The organism is Paenibacillus taihuensis, assembly GCF_003386535.1.
GTDB classification, from domain to species: Bacteria; Bacillota; Bacilli; order Paenibacillales; family Paenibacillaceae; genus Paenibacillus_Z; species Paenibacillus_Z taihuensis.
This window is the reverse complement of sequence record NZ_QTTN01000019.1, coordinates 32915-50671: the sequence shown is the minus strand read 5'-3', so window position 1 is coordinate 50671 and position 17757 is coordinate 32915. Positions and strand designations below refer to the sequence as shown.

The 17757-nt window shown below is 51.8% G+C and carries 18 protein-coding genes; 3 read left to right on the top strand and 15 right to left on the bottom strand.

Annotated features, from left to right (window positions below; all coding sequences use genetic code 11):
• Window positions 1–6: 6 nt before the first annotated feature.
• The 5 genes from A8990_RS16530 to A8990_RS16510 all read right to left on the bottom strand — a co-directional run bounded on the left by A8990_RS16530 (window position 7) and on the right by A8990_RS16510 (window position 5568).
• Window positions 7–1005, bottom strand: coding sequence for a Gfo/Idh/MocA family protein (locus A8990_RS16530; RefSeq protein WP_116190151.1), 999 nt, complete (start codon window positions 1003–1005; stop codon window positions 7–9).
• On the bottom strand, window positions 998–2440 hold the full coding sequence (locus tag A8990_RS16525; protein ID WP_116190150.1) for a sulfatase family protein: 1443 nt from the start codon (window positions 2438–2440) through the stop codon (window positions 998–1000). The genes A8990_RS16530 and A8990_RS16525 overlap by 8 nt, the downstream gene beginning before the upstream one ends.
• A gap of 67 nt (window positions 2441–2507) precedes the next feature.
• Entirely contained in the window at window positions 2508–3311 is an 804-nt protein-coding gene (locus tag A8990_RS16520) for a sugar phosphate isomerase/epimerase family protein (RefSeq protein WP_116190149.1), read from the bottom strand.
• Between the two features lie 41 nt (window positions 3312–3352).
• Window positions 3353–4459 carry a Gfo/Idh/MocA family protein gene (locus A8990_RS16515; RefSeq protein WP_116190148.1) on the bottom strand — a complete coding sequence of 369 codons (1107 nt, stop codon included), beginning with the start codon at window positions 4457–4459 and terminating at the stop codon, window positions 3353–3355.
• A 44-nt stretch (window positions 4460–4503) separates the two neighbouring features.
• Window positions 4504–5568 carry a Gfo/Idh/MocA family protein gene (locus tag A8990_RS16510; RefSeq protein WP_116190147.1) on the bottom strand — a complete coding sequence of 355 codons (1065 nt, stop codon included), beginning with the start codon at window positions 5566–5568 and terminating at the stop codon, window positions 4504–4506.
• A 216-nt stretch (window positions 5569–5784) separates the two neighbouring features.
• Here A8990_RS16510 and A8990_RS31585 point away from each other — a divergent pair, with 216 nt between their 5' ends.
• A complete protein-coding gene (locus tag A8990_RS31585; RefSeq protein WP_181909626.1) occupies window positions 5785–5931 on the top strand; it encodes a hypothetical protein in 147 nt (48 codons plus the stop codon).
• A 67-nt stretch (window positions 5932–5998) separates the two neighbouring features.
• On the opposite strand, the gene A8990_RS16505 is transcribed toward A8990_RS31585, so the two are convergent.
• Both A8990_RS16505 and A8990_RS16500 read right to left on the bottom strand, forming a co-directional pair.
• Window positions 5999–6937, bottom strand: a complete 939-nt coding sequence (locus A8990_RS16505; RefSeq protein ID WP_116190211.1) for a methylenetetrahydrofolate reductase — start codon at window positions 6935–6937, stop codon at window positions 5999–6001.
• A gap of 87 nt (window positions 6938–7024) precedes the next feature.
• Window positions 7025–7897 (bottom strand): LysR family transcriptional regulator, encoded by an 873-nt coding sequence (locus tag A8990_RS16500; protein ID WP_116190146.1) that lies wholly within the window; start codon window positions 7895–7897, stop codon window positions 7025–7027.
• Between the two features lie 114 nt (window positions 7898–8011).
• Between A8990_RS16500 and dapA the strand changes: the two genes are divergently transcribed.
• Entirely contained in the window at window positions 8012–8893 is an 882-nt protein-coding gene (gene dapA / locus A8990_RS16495; protein WP_116190145.1) for a 4-hydroxy-tetrahydrodipicolinate synthase, read from the top strand.
• A 124-nt stretch (window positions 8894–9017) separates the two neighbouring features.
• Window positions 9018–9794, top strand: a complete 777-nt coding sequence (locus A8990_RS16490) for a DeoR/GlpR family DNA-binding transcription regulator (RefSeq protein ID WP_116190144.1) — start codon at window positions 9018–9020, stop codon at window positions 9792–9794.
• A gap of 336 nt (window positions 9795–10130) precedes the next feature.
• On the opposite strand, the gene A8990_RS16485 is transcribed toward A8990_RS16490, so the two are convergent.
• The 8 genes from A8990_RS16485 to A8990_RS16450 form a co-directional block, all read right to left on the bottom strand.
• Window positions 10131–10403, bottom strand: coding sequence for a hypothetical protein (locus tag A8990_RS16485; protein ID WP_147306821.1), 273 nt, complete (start codon window positions 10401–10403; stop codon window positions 10131–10133).
• A gap of 61 nt (window positions 10404–10464) precedes the next feature.
• Window positions 10465–10821: a hypothetical protein gene (locus A8990_RS16480; protein WP_116190142.1), complete on the bottom strand. Its 357-nt coding sequence runs from the start codon at window positions 10819–10821 to the stop codon at window positions 10465–10467.
• Window positions 10822–10896: 75 nt separating this feature from the next.
• Window positions 10897–11868, bottom strand: coding sequence for an ABC transporter ATP-binding protein (locus tag A8990_RS16475; RefSeq protein ID WP_116190141.1), 972 nt, complete (start codon window positions 11866–11868; stop codon window positions 10897–10899).
• Window positions 11865–12845, bottom strand: a complete 981-nt coding sequence (locus A8990_RS16470) for an ABC transporter ATP-binding protein (RefSeq protein ID WP_116190140.1) — start codon at window positions 12843–12845, stop codon at window positions 11865–11867. Before A8990_RS16470 ends, A8990_RS16475 begins: the two co-directional genes overlap by 4 nt.
• Before the next feature lie 12 nt (window positions 12846–12857).
• The gene (gene opp4C, locus A8990_RS16465; RefSeq protein ID WP_116190139.1) at window positions 12858–13790 is read right to left on the bottom strand and encodes an oligopeptide ABC transporter permease; all 933 of its coding nucleotides are present in this window, start codon (window positions 13788–13790) and stop codon (window positions 12858–12860) included.
• A 12-nt stretch (window positions 13791–13802) separates the two neighbouring features.
• Window positions 13803–14756: an ABC transporter permease gene (locus A8990_RS16460; RefSeq protein WP_116190138.1), complete on the bottom strand. Its 954-nt coding sequence runs from the start codon at window positions 14754–14756 to the stop codon at window positions 13803–13805.
• Window positions 14757–14820: 64 nt separating this feature from the next.
• Entirely contained in the window at window positions 14821–16572 is a 1752-nt protein-coding gene (locus A8990_RS16455; RefSeq protein WP_116190137.1) for an ABC transporter substrate-binding protein, read from the bottom strand.
• Between the two features lie 268 nt (window positions 16573–16840).
• On the bottom strand, window positions 16841–17752 hold the full coding sequence (locus A8990_RS16450; protein ID WP_116190136.1) for an ArsR/SmtB family transcription factor: 912 nt from the start codon (window positions 17750–17752) through the stop codon (window positions 16841–16843).
• Window positions 17753–17757 lie beyond the last annotated feature (5 nt).

The following is a 17757-nucleotide window of genomic DNA, read 5'->3' as shown; positions in this document are numbered from 1 at the left end:
GCATCCCTAGGCAGGGACTGTAACTGGAACGCCGCCAAGCTGGTGCGACTGAATGGCAGCTTCGATAACCTCTTGCGCCGCGAGCGCATCCGCGCCTGACGCCGTTATATCTTCAGGCTGCACGCCTGCTTTAAGCTCTTCGATGAAACGATGAATGCGCTGATCGAACGTATCGTCGAAGCCTTTCATGCCGCCGAACAGCGGGTTACGGACGACGGTAAGCTCATCAGAATCATGAGGATAGTATGTCATGCTCTCGTAAACGTTGTCTACGACAATCCGTCCAGCGTTGCCTGCAACTTCGCAGAACTCAATCGGATGGCGCATCGACATATCGTAGCTGCCCGTCAGATGGCCGACCGCTCCGGAGGCGAACTCCATGTTAATGCTCACCGTCGACCAAGAGCTGCGACCCGGAGCCTTAGTCATGAAGGCTTGCACGCGCTTGATATCGCCGCCGAAGTAGCGCATCACGTCAATGGAATGCGGATGCAGCGCGCGCATGTGCAGCCACTCCGTATCTTCCTGCGGATTGCGGATCGTCAGCCGCATGTTGATGAAGAGCGTCGTGCCGAGCTTCCCGGCATCGACGAGCTCCTTCGCCTTGTACGCAGCTGGCGTGAAGCGGTGATTCAAGTTGCACGCGAGCCGTATGCCCTTCTCCCTGGCAGCGGCAACCATGCGGCGCGCCTCTTCGATATTGTTGGAAATCGGCTTCTCGACGAAGACCGATTTCCCTGCCTCAATTGCCGTCATGACCGGCTCGTAGTGATGGCTGCCCTTCTCTACGCCTGCTGTTGCGACAATGACAGCGTCAACAGCCTCGCGCTCGAGCAGTGTGCTCAGGTCGGTATAATGCGGCACGCCGTGCTCTCGCCCCGCAGCCGCTGCCCGTTCCGGCATCAGATCGCATACCGCGACAAGCTCCGTATCGGGGTGCCGCTTATAAACCCCGCAGTGGATTTTGCCGATGTTGTTGACTCCGACGACAGCAATTCTAATCATTGCTTTCCACCGGCTCTTTCTCTTCGGCTTGCGCTTCCACTTTCTCCTTGTCCTTGGATTGCAGCGAGCGCGCGAAGTTGATGGAGCCAATATAAAGCGAGTCATACGCCTCTTGAGAGGACGTGAAAATCTTGTTCTGTCCGTGCCAGTTCGTATTCGTATAGATCGGATTCGTGCGACCTGTCTGCTCTTCGCGTCTGGCGATATAGTCATGCATGCGCTGTGTCAGGAAGGCGACGACTTCCGGTTCTTGCTCCGCGACGTTCACGTTCTCGAGCGGGTCCTTCGTCAAGTTGTACAGCTCGATCTCCGGCTTGAAGTGGAAATCCGGCTCAAGCGCGCAGATGAGCTTCCATTCCGGCGTGCGCCACCCATGCTTGCGCATCCATGTGCATTCCGTAATATAGAACTCGCTCAGTTGTGAAGCGGTGTCCGCAGTTCCAGCGATTGCTTGCGTGAGCGTACGACCGTCAAAAGCAATCTCCGTCTGGATTTCCAGTAAATCCAGCACCGTTGGCATAATGTCGGAGATCAGACTCACATCGCCTACTCTACGGCCAGCCGGTACTCGTCCCGGGAACTTGAGAATCAGCGGAACGACAAGCGTACAGTCGTATAGTCCGTGATGGTCAAAATAGCAATCATGCTCATACAGCGTCTCGCCGTGGTCGGAGGTAATGACGATCAGCGTATCTTCTTCGAGTCCCATGTCTGCGATCTTCGTGAACAGTGTTTGAATCGCGATATCCATGTACGCAATCGCGCCGTCGTATTGCGCCGTCACATACTCGTGATCCGTCGTACCTTCCGGAATCCATGAAGCGAGGTAATCGCCGAACGGCTTGAAGTTGTACACGGGCTCCATCGATTCGTTCGATGGGTCCTTCTCGTCCTTGCCGTAGAACATCCGCTCGAATGGCGCAGGCGGCAAGTACGGAGAGTGCGGATCCATGTGGCGCATGAAGAGGAAGAACGGTTTATCTTCCGCTGCGAGACGCTCAAGCTCAGGAATCGCAACGCTATTCAAGCTCTCTGCTTTCGGAGCGCGCCCGCTCTCCTCTTCCGGCAGCCAAGACTCGTAGTTAAGGTACGTCTGGAAGCCGCGCGCCGACGGATTGCCTGTGAACCCGATACAAGTTGTGTTGTAGCCGTTCGATTCCAGCACTTCTGCGAGCGTCAGCACATGGCCGCCGAGCGGTCCTTGGTGGCGCAGCGCGACCACGTCTGTGCCGAAGACGTCCATGCCCGTAAGCATGGACGCATATGCTGGCGTCGTTGGGATGCTCGGGCTGAAATGCTTCTCGAACAGCACGCCTTGCGAAGCAAGTTTATCCATATATGGCGTTGTCAGTCGGTGATAGCCATAGCTGCTCATATGGTCACGGCGCAAGCTGTCGATACCGAAAAAGATAACGTTAGGTTTTTTCGCGGACATGTGGAAGTTCGCCTCCTAGATTTGGTTGGCTGATGGTGATTGTGGTGGTTATGGCGGTGGGCACGAGCTAGCGTGCGCCGAGCTTCTTCAAGCAAGCGTTCAGATAGCCGTACGACTCAGCTGCAACGGCTGTCACTTGATCAAGCGCATGTGCAGGCTGCGCGCCAATGACCTCGAGAACGACAGGACCATTATAGCTGCCTTGCACCATCGCTTCGCAGTAGCCGTAGAGGTCGATGTCGCCTCTGCCGCATGCTTGCAGATCAATTGGACCAGGTCCTTGCGCTCTGCCTTTGCAATCGCGGATATGAATATGTTTAACGCGGTTAATTACCGCTGGGAGCGCCTCTTCAGCGTTCTCGCCGGAGCGGTGAATATGGCTCGGGTCCATATCGATGCCGAATGACGAAGAGGAGATTTGATCCATCGCCGCAAGCGTTGTCGGCGTGTTATAGATCGCGTTGCCGACATGTGCTTTCACGCAAAGCGTTACACCGTATGAACCAGCGATTTCCGATAGATTCGTCAGTGTTGCGATCGATGCTGCCAAGTCTTCTTCTACGCCTGACTTGCCGCCAGGCCCGATATTGACGATCGGAATGCCGATTGCCGCCGCCGCTTCAAAAGCAAGCCGGAGCCGCCCTTCATCAAGCGAAGCAACCTCCATCGACAAGAACTTCAGGCCATTCTCCTGCATAATCGCTTGCAGCTCTTCCTTCTGTTCGCTCCAGCGGCTAAGGTCGAGATGCTCGCACATCCCTTGAATGGCCGATATTTCAACGCCATCGTAGCCGCAAGCCGCGATGGAACGCGCTGCCTGCGCGAAGTCGTACTCTTTGAATAAGACCGAGTTTACGCCTAATTGAATCATTTGATAGCAGCCTCCTATTTTTCGGATTCGAATGGTTATGGTTATCTCAAGAACAGCGGATCGCCGTGCAGCGGCGGCAATGGATGAGGTCTGACCATTTCGCCTCCGCGTTCGTACGACTCAATGACCGCAAACGTATATTCCAAGACTGCGAGAGCATCACGTCCATTCGCGCGCAATTGATCGAACGGCACTTTGTTCGACACGTCCTCCAGGAATGCGTGGAGACGGTTGTTAAATGTCCGGTTGAAGTCTGTTGTGCCGTAATCCGTTACTTCCGGCACAATTGGCGTGCTGATGGCAGGTACACCTTTCTCCGCTTTCCAGTACGAGATCTTCTCAACGCAGTTCTCGATACAGAACGTGCCCTTGGAACCAGCCATTTCAAGGCTCCACCAGCCGCCGAGTCCATACACCGCATCTCCGCGCTGGCTGAGCAGGTACCCGACGCCGCCGTTCTGGAAACGAACATGGATGGAGTTGATCGAAGCCATCACGTCGCCGGCGTTGCGTCTGAAGCCCGGACGGTCCGAGAACGTCTGGATATGCGTAATGTCGCCGCAGAAGTGGCGCATAACGCTGAGCGGATGCGTCAGGAACGCCTTCATGTGGAAGTACGGATGACCTTTCACTTTATCCGAGCCTGCAAGGCCGTAGTTCGCTTCCCCGCCGTTGAAGCCCATCTTCGCCAGGCAGTATACGAGCTCGCCGATCTCTCCATTTTCGACGTATTGCTTGCCGCGTGCAGCCGGCTCCGTGAAATAGTGGTTCAGGTTGCAGCCGAGATAAACCTTCTGCTTCTCCGCGTACGCAACAAGCTCGCGCGCCTCGCGAATATCGTGGCAAAGCGGCTTCTCTACGAGCACATGCTTGCCGTAGCCGATCGCTTCCATCGCCGGCTCGAAGTGCCAGCTGCCGTTGTCGATCCCGCCAGTCGTTACATCGATCACTTCGATATCCGGTTCGTTCTCGATCATGTCTTTCAAGCTGTAGTACGCCTTCACGCCGTATTTCTCCGCTGCCGCATCGGCGCGCTCCTTCACAACGTCGCACACTGCGACCAGATCCGCCAATTCATCTTCCTTATGACAAACGGCATGATGATTTCCGATTCCGTTCATGCCTACAATTCCGATTTTGACCGCCATTAATAGTTCCTCCTCGAATTGGGTTTATGATTATACGAACTGGTTTATACGGATTCAATCTTCGCATCACTCAGCCCGACGCGGCGTCCTTCTTGTGATGCAACATATGTAGCAAGTACCATGCGAAGCGAGGTTCTGCCTTCTTCTGCAGTCGCAATCGGCGGACGCTCGCCATGCAGAAACTCAGCTAGTGGTCTCGCTAAATTTCGAAGCCGCGCAACGTGATTGGCTGGTGAAGCAATCTCGCTCGCTGTCCACTCGTCTGTCGATGCCGTATATTTGAGCAGACCTGCTCCCTCAGTCGGCCTCTTCACATTGCAGCTGACCGCATCGCCGTAGTTCTGAACAACCGTGCCGCGCTCGCCAATAATTTCAGTCGTGTTCTGCGCGGCGCTGCAGGTGAATGAGCAGCTGACTTCGGCAATCGGGCCATTCGGATACCGAAATATGGCGATGCCGTTGTCATTCGGGATGCGCGGATTATAGAGCGAGCCGAGCTCCGCGGTAATGCTCTCCGGTTCGCCAAGCAGCCAGTGGATAAAATCAATCGGATGCGACGAATCATCAGCCCAAATATCGCGGTTCGATGCCGGTTCGACATGCCAGGAGTTCGCAAAATCAGCATTTAGCCCCATAGCTAACCCGTGTCTGCGGCGCACCATGAACACTTGGCCGAGCTCGCCGCTTGTGATCCATTCCTTCATCTGTACATTTTGCGGATCGACGCGCATTTGCCAGGCTAGCGTAAACGGCACTTGATGCCGCTCAACCGCTTGAACGATTCGGTCCGCCTCCGCCATCGTTAGCGCGAGTGGCTTCTGCACAATAATCGCTTTGCCGTGAGAAGCGGCCAGCTCGATCAGATCGGCATGTCTCGACGTTTCTGCGCCGATGACGACAGCGTCGATGTCATCACGCTGCAGCAGCTCGTTAACATCCTCATGACCCTCGAGTCCGAATGCACCTCTGGCTGTTTCCAGCCTAGCAGCATCATGGTCCCATCCTGCCAGAACCTTGACGCCTAATTCCGCATTTTTCCATTCTTCGCAATAGACGTTGACATGACCATGGGCGAAGCCAAGCACGCCAACGCCTTTCGTCTCTTTCATACATTCCCTCCGTTACGGATGGTTTTGGGACTGCCATGGAAACGGTTTCTATCCCCATCATACGAGTCTCTACGGCTCAATTCATGGCTGATCTGGACAATAAACTCTCCGATCAGGACCGATTTTCAAATCTATGGAGTGGATTCGAAGGGGGCTGGGCAATCTAGAAAAGCTTGTCATAAGCAAGAATTGACGCTTGTGAAGGGAGGAAGCAGCGTGGCTCGCAAGAAAAACCAGCCTTTTGGAGCGAAGATGCAGGCGATGGAAATGAAGGACAGCCAAGCCGAGAATGACGTCGCAGGGTCTACCGATCGCAACCGTAACCAGAAAGGCCATGTGCCGAATAGCCCGTCTACCGGTTAACGAAAAAAGCCGTCTCCAGGGGACTTTAATCCACCTGAGACGGCTTTTTAATTTATTAGGTTACCGCTTAAACCACACTCGAACCAAGCTTCTTGCCGAGCAGCGACTTAATATTCTTTACCAGCTCCACCGAAGCATCGATCTCGACCTTGCGGGTCGATACGCTCTCGATGCTGCAGCCGATCGGGATGCCCTTCTCGATGCCGTATTCCAAGATCTCTTCGAAAATCTTCTGACAATGACGGATCGACTGATCCAGTACATCGCTCGAATATTTGAGGTCGTTCTCGAGCCATTTCGGAATGCTGATGCCAAGCCACTTCATGAATTCCAGCGTTTTCGTCGAGCCGCACGGCGCCAGATTGAACAGGATTGGAACCATGTCGATGCCGTTCTCGCTGCAATAGTAGAAGTAATCGGACAGGAAGTTCTTCGATGCTTCCACGTTGTAGATCGCTTGGGTGACGAAGAAATCGCAGCCGTTCTTCATTTTGCTCACGACCCGCAAATGCTCATCCTGCTTACTCAAGTGCCGTTCAGGAATGACAACGCCGCCGAAGATCAGATTATCGTTATGCGCCTCACTCAGCTGATAGGCATCCGAAAGGCCTAAATGCACTTGCTGCTTGCTCGAGCTGCTGCCGACAAATACGGAGTACCTGTCCTGATCGGCGTCTTTTCGCGCCCAGTCAATAAACGCTTCCCGCGAATAGTTGCCCACGCAGTTATAAATGATTTTCGGAACATGCAGCTCGTTCAAGTATTGCTTGCTGTATGTATCCGGAGATACCGTCTGCAAATAAGGAAACGGACGCTCTTGTTCGATCCGGTCCGCCTCTTCCTGCACATCATAGAGGATGAGCGCATCCAGATCCAAGTCACGCAGACGTTCGCATTGCTTCTGCGCGATTTCCGCGATTTTCTCGGGCGTATGCGTTGCCTTCGGCGGCGTCATGCCGTATGAGATGAGCCCAGGTTTTCTTGCTAATAGTTTATCCCGCAACATTTGCTCCACTTCCTTGCTCCTTGTTGTATCTATATTTCGCTATCGTAAACTTTCGACCTTAATTGCGCATCTCCTTTATTGCGAACGTTATTGATTTTTTATTAATGATATAAAATATTCTAATGAATGCGTGAGCCACTTGTTTGGATGAATGATCGCGTACAGGTTTAATTTCAGCTCCGGATGGTGAAAAGCAAGCTCGACGAGCGCTCCACTTTGAAGCTCCTCCTCTACTGCCATACGAGGCAGCAGCGAAATGCCCGTCCCTGCTTTCACGCAACGCTTAATCGCTTCGGGGTTCCCGAGCTCCAGCACGATACTCGCTTTCAACTTATGCTTCCTAGTAAGCCTCTCCAGCATAATGCGATAGTTGCAAGTCGGTTCTGGCAAAATCCACTCTGCGCCATCCAGCTGCTCCAGCTCTATTCGATCCCGCTTCACGAATGGGTGGTCAGGCGCTGCAACGAGAGCGAGCTTTTCCTCTCTAATATTGATCCAGCTTAGCGTATCTTCAGGAGGCCTGCTCTCCAAAATAAATCCGATATCGACTGTCCCATCTTTAACGTGATTAATAATCGTCGATTCACGGTCAGGAAGCAGCCGTACAGCGAGCTCGGAGTCGAATTCCCTGAGCTGCCCAATGAATGGTGGCAGATAGTAGGAAGCAAGCGAGTCTATCGTGCCAATGGTCAGGCTTCCCCCTCTCGGCGAAGTCAGCCGTTCCTTCGACTGTTGGAAGAGATCCAGCATTTGATTGACGATCGGCAGCAGCGCCTCACCTGCAGACGTTAATCGAAGCCCTCTCCCATATCGCTCAAACAGCTGAACACCGTAGGCTTTCTCAAGCTTCTGAATCTGTATCGTCACACTGGATTGCGCGTAGCCGAGTTCTTCCGCTGCACGCGTGAAGCTTTGCCGCAGTGCAACCTCACGGAAGGTTTGAAAGTAAGCGAGTTCCAAAGCTCCGCCCTCCCATTAACATTATTGATAATCGCTATTACTAATTATAGATAACTGTAATAGTAAAAGCCATGCTAAAGTAAGTTCAACAACTACTAATGAGGTGGTCTTCCTATGCTGACAGAATCACAATTGCAAGGTATATACGTCCCGGTCGTGACGCCTTTCTTGGCGAACGAGGAGATTGATTTTGCAGCTTATGAGCGGTATTTAATGAACCTGCTGTCTCATGACATCGATGGTCTGGTGATAAACGGGACGACTGCCGAAGCTCCGACTGTTACTTGGGATGAGGTTGCTGAGATTGTCAGGTTAACCTCTAAGCTTCTGAGGGATACAGGGAAGCAGCTCCCGCTCGTCATCGGAACTGGGACAAACGATACACGCTCGACGATAATGCGTACGGAGCAGGCTGCACAGCTTGGAGCTGACGCAGTTCTGGTAGTTACGCCTTATTACAGCCGGCCTTCACAGGCAGGAATCCTCCAGCATTTCGAGCGCGCAGCTAGTGTAGGCATCCCCGTCATTGCATACGAAGTGCCCGCTCGCACCGGTATTAGAGTCGAAGCAGATACGATGAGGAAGATCTTGGAGATTGATGGCGTGATTGGTCTAAAAGATAGCTCAGGCGACTTGCGGCTCATCCGTCAATTGATGGAGTCAGGCTGTTCGAAGCCGATTCTTTGCGGGGAGGATGCGGGGTTCTATGAGATGCTGGGCAGCGGAGCCAAAGGCGGCATTCTTGCTTCGGCTAACTTGAGAACGAGTGACTTCATGGACGTATATCGGGCTTACCAGGCTGGTGATACAGCACGAGCGGAGGCGACTTTCCAATCACTCTCCCCTCTTATCGGGCTGCTGTTCAAAGAGTCCAATCCAACTCCGTTGAAGTGGATGCTGGCCAGACAGGGATTGATCAACAGCGACGCGGTGCGGCTGCCGATGACTGGGATATCGGAGGGGTTGAGGGCGCGTTTGTGCGGTTTTCATGAGTAAATGAGCAATAAGACGTAAAATACCGTAAGTATTCTCGCGATATTCGTCGACAAAACCGAATAAAGCCGAATAAAATGGAACCATCATCAGTAATGGTGAAAATTCCCTTTCGGAGGCTTATACCATGTTCACTGAGGAACGGCGAACTGAAATACTGAAGATGCTCGAAACGGAAGGCCGCGTACTTGCGAAGGATTTAGCAGATCGATTTGAGATGTCTATCGATTCCATCCGAAGAGATTTGACGATCATGGAAGAGAAGGGTTTGCTCAAGCGCACGCATGGCGGCGCTATTCCACCCAGCCAAGTCCGTAATACGATTACGCCAGAGTCACTCCCCACTCGCTATGGGGAAGGTACGCCGCTTCAGAACGCTATTTCCAAGAAAGCTGCCTCCTATATTCATGAAAACGACACCGTCTTTATCTCAGGCACTGGGATCCATTACGGCATGCTGAAGTATCTCCCGACGTTTCCTTTCACAGTTGTCACGAATGCCATTCGAATCGCGGACTGCCTTAAGGATCTCCCCCATATCGATACCTATATTGTTGGAGGCAAGGTCAAGCAGTCTGGCAACATGACAGATGCGCTCGCCTATGATTTTCTACGTCAATTCTCGCTCGATATCTGTTTCATAACAGGCGGGGCTATCTCGAAAAACGGCATCAGCACTGCAACGCCAGAAGTAGCAAGCCTTGGCAGAAGCGCCATTGAAATTTCGCGTAAAACAATCTGCCTCGCTCCTCATGAGAAGCTTGGCATTGACGCGTTCGTTAAGATTGGCCCGATTACACCGATTGATATTCTCATTACTGATGAGGAAGCGTCCATTGATGTGATTGAGGAGATTGAGAGCAGAGGCGTAAAAGTCATTATTGCGAAGGTCGATAGCATATAGACTCTGCAAAAAAGACGTGACCTGTAAGGGTCACGTCTTAGATTAATTGTTGCCTATATTGGAATTTTCCACTCTAGAACTGCTAAAACAATCAAAATTTCACTCTATAATGGAAAAATCCACTCATTTCAGATAGAGAATGGCTGTTTTAGCCTTTTCCGCCGAAAATGAGTGGAAATATCCAACATAGCCTCTGAAAAGCAGTTGTTTTGGCAAAAATGAGTGGATTTATCCAACATAGCCACCTGTGTGCTCACTCGCTCGCTTCCGGTGAAGTTGATGCTGGCTACAGAAGCTAATCGGCATCCACGCAGTTATGAATGTCGGTGAAGGGCATCATGTTCTCAAAATAGGTGCGACGATTTCGGAGAGCCCACAGCGGCCATAAACGGAGCCCATAAAACATCCGAATGCAGCAAACAGAGCAATTCCATCGAATAAACTCTTCCCATCAGACCGTTCAATCGTGTCAAACGAAAGCGTTTTTCCGCTCCCCTTCTCTTCCAGAGGCGCAACAAATATATCTTCCCGATTAACGCCAAGCGACTCTAATGCAGTAATCGCCTTTTCTAAGTACAGGGAGTAATTGAAGGATGCAATAAAGCGCATATTGTTCGGATCATCCTCTAGACGTAATGGGAAATGCTTATTAAGCTTGTCAAAAAGCATATTACGTTCCACGGTGATGACATACGAGTAGTTTGGACAAATAATTCCATTCCAACTGACTGATGAAGAACGTATTCAATGGCGCATTCTCTGTGTTGACGAGTCCGACTAATTCATTGGTAGCAACGGCACTCTTGTAGCTGTGGAAAATTGTAAAAACAAAGACAGAACCATAAGTTAATATCCAATAATCGACTTGTGTATGCTTGAGAATTTCCGTCGCATCTTGAAAACGACCTGTGAGTGCATACAGGATCGCAACATTAAATCGCGAATGGACATTGATCAGCACTTCCCAGACAAATAAGATCCAGCCCAAGAGATACTGCCCAAGCAGCAGATTTCCGAATCCGGGCATTAACAAGGACCATGCGACGACAACCCATGGGTGCCGCAGCTGCCCGCCCTAGACAGACTACTGCGGCCTCTTTAATTACACGAGATGGCAAGCTACCTTGCGGTCGTTGCCTACATCCCGGAATAGCGGCACTTCCTCACGGCAGCGCGCAACCGCGAATGGACAACGCGTGTGGAACTTGCACCCGGGCGGAGGATCGGCGGGATTCGGCAGTTCACCGTTCAGAACGATCCTCTCGCGCTTCAGCTTCGGAATCGGAACCGGCACGGCTGAGAGCAGCGCCTTCGTATACGGATGTAGAGGATCCCGGAACAACTCGTCGCGCGGCCCCGTTTCCATCATCGTACCGAGATACATCACCCCGATATGCGAACATAAGTGTTCGACGACGCTAAGATCATGCGAAATAAATAAGTAGGTTAGCCCCTGCTTCTCTTGCATACCGCGAAACAAGTTGATGATTTGCGCCTGAATCGACACGTCAAGCGCGGAAACAGGCTCATCCGCGATAATAAGATCCGGATTCAAGACGAGCGCGCGGGCAATGCCGACGCGCTGCCTTTGTCCGCCTGAGAATTCATGCGGGAACCGGTCGAAGTGGTACGATGATAACCCGCAAGCGTTCAGCACGTCCAGCACACGGCCGCGAACCTCCGTAGGCGAAGCCAGACCGTGATCAAGCAGCGCCTCGCCGATCGCATCGCCGATTCGCACGCGCGGATTGAGGGAGCTGTACGGATCCTGGAAGATCAGCTGCATCTTCGGCCTCAGGCGGCGCAGCTCGTCCGGCTGCAGGTCATACAAGTCGACGCCGCCGAATTTCACTTCGCCGGCCGTCTTGTCCGTCAAGCGTAGAATCGTTCGGCCGACTGTGCTTTTGCCGCTCCCGGACTCTCCAACAAGCCCGAATGTTTCCCCGCGTTTGATCGAGAAGCTGATATCGTCGACGGCTTTCACATGTCCGACCGTGCGGCTGAGCAGTCCTGACTTAATCGGGAAATATTTCTTCAGTCCATTTACCTCTAGCAGTGCTTGAGCCTCTGTCATACAGGGGTCACCTCCTCGTTCAACCAGCAAGCGACTTTTTGCCCGTTACCCGCATCCTTCAGTACCGGCTGTTGCGTCCTGCAAATATCCATGCAATATGCGCAGCGATCATGGAAGTAGCAGGACGGTGTAAGCTCCAACGGGTTCGGTACCTGCCCCGGAATCGAGTACAGCTCGTCCTGCCGCTGATTGATGATCGGTTTGGACTTCAACAGCCCTTTCGTGTACGGATGCTGCGGGTTCTCGAACAAGGCCACAACTTCGCCTTCTTCCACGACTTTTCCCGCATACATCACCACGACGTAATCCGCCATTTCGGCCACAACGCCTAGATCATGCGTGATAAGTAGAATCGACATGCCTGATTCTTCTTTGAAACGGCGCAGCATATCCAGTATCTGCGCTTGAATCGTTACATCGAGCGCAGTCGTTGGCTCATCAGCGATGAGAAGCTTAGGTTCGCATGAGATCGCTATCGCAATCATAATGCGCTGCAGCATACCGCCGCTGAGCTCATGCGGATAAGAATCCGCGATCTGCTCCGCCCGCGAAATGCCAACCTCGCCAATAAGCTCGATGGCTCGCTTGCGCGCCGCTTTCTTGCTCATTTTCCGATGTTCGATAAGCGGCTCCATCAGCTGCTCGCCGATCTTCAGTACCGGATTCAGCGATGTCATGGGCTCTTGAAAGATCATCGCGATTTCGTTGCCGCGAATGGTACGAAGCTCATTGCGACCAAGTTTCAGCAAATCAATGCCGTCAAACGCGATCCGGCCTCCTGCTACGCGCCCAGCAGGTCCTTCTACCAAACCCATGACAGACATCGCCGTAATGCTCTTGCCGCTTCCGGACTCGCCCACGATACACACGATTTCTCCTTGCCGGACCTGCAGCCCGACATCGTCCACTGCCCGCACTACACCTTCTTCGGTATGAAAATGCGTGCTTAGATGCTCAATCTCAAGTACGTTACTCATGTTAGCTTGCACCTACCTTTTTTGCTTGGGATCCAGTACGTCCCGCAAGCCGTCTCCGAATATATTAATGGCGATGACCGTCGCGAAAATCGAGAATCCCGGCGGAATCCAAAGCCACGGATGATCTTGAAAGTCGATCATATTGTTCGCCGCGTCGATCATGTTGCCCCATGTAGGCGTCGGCGCCATAACGCCGAGACCGAAGTAACTAAGCACCGACTCGCTGAGAATGGCACCGCCGATATTGAATGTAGCGATGACGATAATAAGCGGTACCAGGTTCGGCAGCAGATGATTGAATAGTTTGCGGCGGTCGCGTAGCCCAAGTACAACGGTGGCCTGCATATATTCCCGCTCTCGCAAGCTCAGCATTTGGCCCCGAACCATCCGGGCAAGCCCCGGCCAGCCGACGATGCTTAGCATCAGCATTACGATATACATCCTGTAATCGGTCGGCACCTTCCATTCCGACAGCAGTGCCCCGAAGATGAATAGCAGCGGCAAGCTCGGGATGGTCAGCAGCAAATCCGCAAGCCGCATGACGAGCTGATCGACGACTCCGCGGTAATAGCCGGCGATTACGCCTAACAATGTGCCGACGAAGACCGACAGCACCATGGACGCCAAACCGACTGTTAATGAAATTCGTCCAGCCAGCAGTACACGCGCCAGCACATCCCGACCAAGAGCGTCCGTGCCGAGCCAGTGCTTAAGGCTAGGCGCATTATTCATAACCGCCATATTAATCTTATTATCCGTATACGGCGAGAACAGCGGGCCGATGAAACAGGCTGCGAACATGAACGCCACGACGGCGAATCCGAGCATAGCCAGCTTGTTCTTCAATAACCGCCGGAGCGACTGCCGCCACATTGAAGCGTGTGGCGCAGTTCTAACCGGCACTGCCTTGGCGGCTCCCGCTTCTTCTGCGTGAATCGTTGACATTCTCTTGACCTCCTACAATCGGACCCGTGGATCGGCGACTCGGTACAGAATGTCCGAGAGCAGCGTGCCGATGACGGTCAATATCGCGATAAACATGGTAAATCCCATTAGAAGCGGATAATCCCGCAGCGTGAAAGACTGCATATAAAGCTGACCGATCCCCGGCCAATTGAAAATTTTCTCGATAATGAGCGATCCGCCGAACAGGGCCGGAAGCTCGAAGCCTACCAGCGTGATGGCAGGCAGCAAGGCATTTCGCAATGCGTGCGTGAACAGCACCTTGCGTTCCTTAAGTCCTTTGGCGCGAGCCGTGCGGATGTAATCCTGCTTGATGACATCGATCATGTTGCTTCGGAAGTACCTCGTAAGCGATCCGACGCCGAGCAATGTCATCACGATAACCGGCAGTGTCATATGGTGAATGACTTCCTTGACATAAGCGAGCCCCGTCGCGTTGCTCCCCGTCGTAAGCATACCGCCCGGAGGAAGCCACTTCCAGTCAACAGCGAGTATTTTGATCAGGAAAAGCCCGATGAAGAAGGACGGAATAGACATCGCCGCGAAGAGAAACAACATTACAAAAGTATCGATCCAAGAATATTGTTTGTAGGCGACGAACACGCCGACAACAACCGCAATGAACCACGTCAGGAACGTGGAGATAATCGCAAGCAGGAACGAGTTCCAGATGTATTGGTTGAATAGCGTCAGAACTGGCTTCTGCTGAGCCAGCGAGTAGCCGAAGTCGCCGTGGAAAGCGTTCTTCATCCACGTCCAATACCGCTCGATTACAGGCTTGTTCAATCCATATATTTCTCGAAGCTCCGCTTTGCGTTCCGGCGTGAGCTTGATGTTCCCCGTGATGAAGTCACCTGGCGTCAAGGCATACAGGCAGAAAATCAAGAAGGAAGCCGCGAACAAAATGATGATCATATATAAGATCCGCTTCGTAATGTACGTGCTCATAATCGACTCCTTAATCTGCAATTCCCTGTCCGCAACAGGACAGGGAATCGCGATTCATAATACCTTATTTGCTCAGCGTCCAATTCGGCAAGCTTGGAGCCAGACCGTTGAATGGGCTGATGCTTAAGTTTTGAATGCGTCCGTTATAGGCATACACGCTCTTCTTGTAGCTGGTGAAGATGACAGGCAAATCGTCATTCAACAGCTGGAAGATCTGTTTGTAGATTTCCTTGCGCTCGTCGATGTTCGAAGTAGCCAAACCTTTTGCATATAGCTCTTTGAATTTCGGATTATCATAGCCGGCAATCTCGCCATCGACGAATTGGAGCAATCCGTCCGCAGGGTCGGTCAACAGCGATGTCGAGAAAGAAACGAGATCATAGTCCCCGCCTTCGACCTTGGAAACGAGTGCGTTGAAGTCCGCAAAGACCTCCGGCTCGAATTTAATGCCAAGCGCTTCGTAATCTTCCTTAGCTACGGCGATGAACACATCCGTATCCGGCTTCTTGGAACCGAGATAGTGAATCGTCAGTTTCTTGCCGTCTTTCTCGCGAATGCCGTCTGCGCCGACTTTCCATCCCGCTTGATCCAGAAGCTGCTTCGCTTTCTCCGGATCGTATTTGTACGGATTAATGCCCTCCTCCGTGTATGCCCATGAAATCAGCGACGATGGGATATTGGCAACCTGGTAGGCGCCTTGGCTAGCTTCCACATAGATGCTTTGGCGGTCTAACCCGTACGTTAGCGCTTGGCGGACTAATTTGTCTTTAAGCGCCGGGTGCGCAAGGTTCACTTGAAGATAGCCGTAGTTGCTCGGCGTATAAGCCTGAACATTCACGAAACCAAGCTCCTTGAGCTTATCGATGTTTTCTTTCGTTGCGCTGAACGAAGCGTAGTCGACTTCGCCAGTCTCCAAGTACTGCCATGTGTCTCCATCAGAAGTCTTATAGATAAAGTGCTCCGTCTTAGGCTTGCCGCCAAAATAATTCTCGTTTGCGATCATCCGTACTTCTTGTCCCGGAATAAATTTCTCCAGCTTATACGGACCATTGCCGAGCGGACTGCTGCTAAGCTTCTTCATGTAGTCCAGCTGACCCTGTTTATACTCCTTGCCGTAGTAAGCCTTGGATAGTACATCGGATCCTAGCAGAGTCAGAGCGCTTGCGTTAGGCTGTTCGAGCGTAACCGAGATAGTCTGCGGATCAATGACCTTAATACCCGAGATGCTCGTAGCTTTGCCAGCTTTATAGTCCTCGCCGCCTACTACGTGCAGCGTGCTTACTTGGGAATCGCCGTCATACGACTTATCGTGAAGGATCGTCCATGTGAAAGCGACGTCATCAGCAGTAAGCGGCGATCCGTCGCTGAATTTCAAGTCCTTGCGCAAGTGATAGGTGTAAGTCAGGTTATCTGCCGAAACATCCCATTTCTCGGCTAATCCCGGAATCGGAAGCCCTTTATTATCCACGCTCAGAAGCGGCGTATAGAGCAGCGACGAAACGTTGCCGTCATAACCGCTTTGTTGGAAATAAGGGGTGAATGCTCCGCTTGGATCGGTCAACCCAACGATGATCGTGTCCGTGCGATTCTTCGCCGTATCCGGTAGCTTAGACATATCGCTTGCTTGGTACAGTCCATTCGCATCTGCTGCCGGTGTCGTGCCCGCGTTAGACGCCGTATTGCTCGGAGCAGCCTGGTTCGTGCTAGGCGCTCCATTATTTGCTGTTCCTGCATTGTTGCTATTGCTGCCGCAAGCAGTCAACAAGATCGCGCAAACAAGTATAGCGGTGGATAATGTAACGACTCTTTTCTTCATCTTTGAACAACCTCCCGAAATAAATGGATCTAATCAATATTTTATAATTCCGATTGAATTACTCAACATTGTTGATGCCCTTATTATAGGACTGTGTATCAGTTCTGTAAATAGAGAACTATATAAATATTTCTTTAAGAAAAGAATTATTCGGAAAGTTTGGAAACCCAACCCCTCGCTCCCTGTCGCAAATCATAAAAAAACCATTTCCGCACCGTCAAGAACGATGTGAAAATGGCTTAATTCTTTTATAAGTTTCTCGGTATAGCTATTCGGCTCTCTCGATATATTCCATCAGCTTGCCGTACATCTGAGCCAACGCGCCGATTCGTAAGCTGTATACCGTTAGCGTCTCGCCTTCGAAATGAGCGGTCAACATGCCGGCATGCCGCAGCTTTGCAATATGGTCGTGAGTAATGCCTTTCGAGAGCTCCAGATGGCGAACAATCTCAATAAACGAGCGCGGTCCTTTGTGCAGAAACCGCAATATTTTGAGCCGGCTCCGTTCCGCCACGCTGCGAATCATGCGATACTCATGCGTCGACAGAAAGTCATCTTCGTCCATATCAATTCTTGCGGCATAATGACAGACCGTTAAGCTTCCGTAATGATGAACGACGTTGAACGGTTGAAAGTGATATTGAGGCATGAGCACCAGCTTCTCAAGTCCTTTTACCGGCTCAAAGTATAACCCGTTCGATGTCTCGTCCACGAATTGAGCCGGGTCCAACGAAGGAAGCGCTTGCTTGCGAATACGCACGTCTTCGTCCAGCCGATTGATGAGTGCCGTATCGATATGCTGAAAATATTGCTTGTCCCAAAGCTCGAACAATTTCGCAGTCCGATCACGAAACACGGTCATATTCGCGGGAAATTGATTGCCGTATGGCGACATCAATTCATACAATGCACCTGCCGTCAGTCCTCTGAGCCACTCGGCAAATCCGGCAGCATCTTCATTCGGGCATAAAAAAACGAGCAGATAGGTAAGCTTCCAATCCCCGTCGATGCTCAAACTATCTAGTATTTCCACTAACTCAGGCGTAAACCTCTGTCTTGCCTGCTTAGGCCATGTTTCCGTCAAATCCAATTTCTTATGCGATTTCTTGCAAATATAGGCATGCAAGCTGCTGATGACTTCGTAAAGCGGTTTGAATCTAATATCTAAACTGTATGTCACTCCCG